At 49.6% G+C, this 3083-nt stretch carries 3 protein-coding genes; all 3 read left to right on the forward strand.

The genetic code is table 11. The features are described from left to right. Positions 1-526 (forward strand): DUF1080 domain-containing protein (locus tag ACESLU_RS12490; protein WP_372638972.1); only part of this gene is annotated, 526 nt, incomplete at its 5' end. Positions 527-934: 408 nt separating this feature from the next. Then, positions 935-2143, forward strand: coding sequence for a DUF1015 domain-containing protein (locus ACESLU_RS12495; RefSeq protein WP_372638973.1), 1209 nt, complete (start codon positions 935-937; stop codon positions 2141-2143). A 24-nt stretch (positions 2144-2167) separates the two neighbouring features. After that, on the forward strand, positions 2168-3083 hold a 916-nt coding region (gene serC, locus ACESLU_RS12500), incomplete at its 3' end, for a 3-phosphoserine/phosphohydroxythreonine transaminase (protein WP_372638974.1).

The raw sequence follows: 3083 nt of genomic DNA on the forward strand, positions 1-3083 counted from the left end.
AGATCTCTCGGGATGGAACGTTCACGGGACCGAGAAGTGGTATGTCGAGGATGGAGAGTTGGTCTGTGAAAGTGGCCCTGACAGAGAATACGGCTATCTCTCCACGGAAGAAAACTATAAGAACTTTGTGTTGGAGCTGGATTTCAAACAGGAGTCCAACGGTAACAGCGGTGTATTTATCCGGTCAAACCTGGAAGGGACCAAAATCAGCGGCTGGCAGGTAGAGGTAGCCCCCCCGGGATCTCATACGGGAGGAATTTATGAGTCGTACGGCAGGGGATGGCTGATCCAGCCCAGCCCGGAGGAGGAAAAAGCGGCGTTGAAGCCCGATGACTGGAATCATATGACCATTCGTGTGGAGGGAGACGAAGTGACAAGCTGGCTGAACGACCAGCAGATGGTCCACCTGAAAGATGAAAAAATTGGCGAGGCGACCGGTTCTATCGCCCTTCAGATTCATTCGGCCACCCCCGAAAATGAAGTGAAAGTCCGATGGAAAAATATCAGGATAAAGGTTCTTGATTAATATTAGAGCCTTGTAAGACCGATGTTTTACCCCATGCCGGGATTAACATCCGTTTGGAATCCTATCATATGCGATCGTAATCCTTCGGTTTCACCGACGTCTTACCAGGGCTCTGGACAAGATTCCTGTTTTACAAGGGCTCTTTTTCTTCAATTGAGAGCGCTACCCGTCCCGGACGGCCGGTACGGGTTTAAATAGAATGATGAAGGCTCACTTCAGCTATTCGCCGGACGGCAGAAGGTCGTCTGACGCCTTTAACTTGCGGCTATAAAAACGTATGGCCCGGCACAAGATTGACCTTGGGGAGAGGACCATTATTCTTATTTGAAATTTTAATTATTCCCGTCAAACAACTACCTTTGGTAGCTGTCACAACAATGTTATTTAACAGATATTTTTTTCATCCTAATGGCCCATTTACATCCTTTTAAAGCATGGCGACCCGCCCCAGAGAACGTAGAGGAAATCGCCTGCGTACCCTACGATGTTATTAACGTTAACGAGGCGCGAACACTGGCGGAAGGCAAGCCAAACAGTTTTCTGCATGTGATTAGACCAGAAATCGATCTGCCCGGGGATATTGATCCCTATGATGACGCCGTCTATGAAAAAGGGGCTGAAAATCTATCGCAGCTCCTCTCGGACCATATCCTGCAACAGGAAGACCAGCCGTGCATTTATATTTACCGGCTTATCTGGAAAGGGAGGCCCCAAACCGGCATCTTCAGCTGTGTGTCGGTACAGGATTACAACGACGAAGTCATCCTAAAACATGAGCTCACGCGTCCTATGAAAGAGGATGACCGAACCCGCCATATTTTGACGCAGCAGGCCCACGCAGAACCGGTCATGATCACCTTTAAAGACGACGACCAAACCCAACAACTTATCGATGAGGCCGTTCAGAAAGATCCGCTATACGACTTTGTCGCCTCCGACGGGGTAACACACCGGCTCTGGAACGTGGAGGATACAACTCCCTTTGAACAGGCGTTTGAGAATATTCCAAAGCTGTATATTGCCGACGGACATCACCGCTGCAAAAGTGCTTCGCGCGCTGCAGCGGAAAAACGGGAGAAGAATAACAACCATACCGGCATGGAGGAGTATAATTTCTTTCCGGCGGTGGTCTTCCCCATGTCCGACATGCGTATTTTGGCCTACAACCGCATCGTCCACACTGTACCTGACGATTTTCTCTCTCAACTCGGGAAGCGTTTTGAATTAAGAAAGGATGCCGACCCCAGTCCATCTCAGAAAGGGGATCTTTCCATTTATATTGATGGAGCGTGGTATGGCACCACCTTACCGGTGACTGAAAATCCAAACAGCGTTGAACAACTGGATGTACACAGGCTCCAGGAGTTTCTGCTTGCTCCCATGCTCGATATTACGGATCCCCGCCGCGACAAGAATATCTCTTTTGTGGGAGGCATTCGCGGCACCGGGGAACTGGAGCAGCTTGTCGATAAAGGAGAGGCCGGCATGGCCATCAGTATGTATCCGACCAGTATTGAAGAACTGATCGCTGTATCTGACGAAGGGTTACTTATGCCACCGAAGTCAACATGGTTTGAACCCAAATTGCGATCCGGACTACTTGTCCACACTTTTTAACCCAACAAATACACTCTATTTATTATGAATCGTGTTCACAATTTTAGCGCAGGTCCCGCTGTCTTACCGGTAGAAGTCCTTAAAAAAGCAACGGAAGGGTTGGTGGAGTATAAAAACAAAGGCCGCTCAATTGCGGAAATGAGTCACCGAAGCCCGGAATATGAAGCCATCGACCGGCAGGCCAAATCGCGGCTGACAGAGCTCCTCGGCCTGGGAGATGACTTTGAAATCATGTTCCTGCAGGGAGGCGCCAGCTCTCAGTTCATGATGGCACCGTATAATTTCTTGCGGGAAGGTCAAACCGCAGATTATATCGACACCGGGCGCTGGTCGAACAAGGCGATCAAGGAAGCCAAGCTATTCGGTAATGTCCATCGTCCCTACAGCAGCAGCGACAGCGGTTATGATCGCGTTCCCGGGGACCATCAGCTCGAACTGAGCGACGACCCGGTCTACGTACACTTCACTTCCAACAACACGGTGGCGGGCACGCAATTTTCTTCAGAACCGGAAACCAATGGCGTGCCGCTGGTTTGTGATGCTTCCTCGGATTTTTTATCCAAACCGATTGACGTTTCCAGGTATGGCATTATTTACGCGGGTGCCCAGAAGAATGTGGGTCCGGCCGGTGTAACGATTGTCATTATCCGCAAGGACTTCCTGGACAGGGCCAACACTGAGAATGTACCGACTATTCTGCAGTATCAAACCCATACCGAAAAAATATTTAACACCCCGCCCACTTTTAATGTGTATATGGTCAACCTGGTACTGGGATGGATCCAGGATAAAGGCGGACTTGCTCACTTTAAACAGTACAATGAAGAAAAGGCCGCACTTCTCTACGACGAAATTGATAAAGACGACTTTTATCGCGGCGCCGTTGAGAAAGATTCCCGATCGATAATGAATGCGACGTTCCGTCTCCCCTCGGAAGAGC

Origin of the sequence: Fodinibius sp., assembly GCF_041642155.1 — a bacterium.
GTDB lineage: Bacteria > Bacteroidota > Rhodothermia > Balneolales > Balneolaceae > Fodinibius.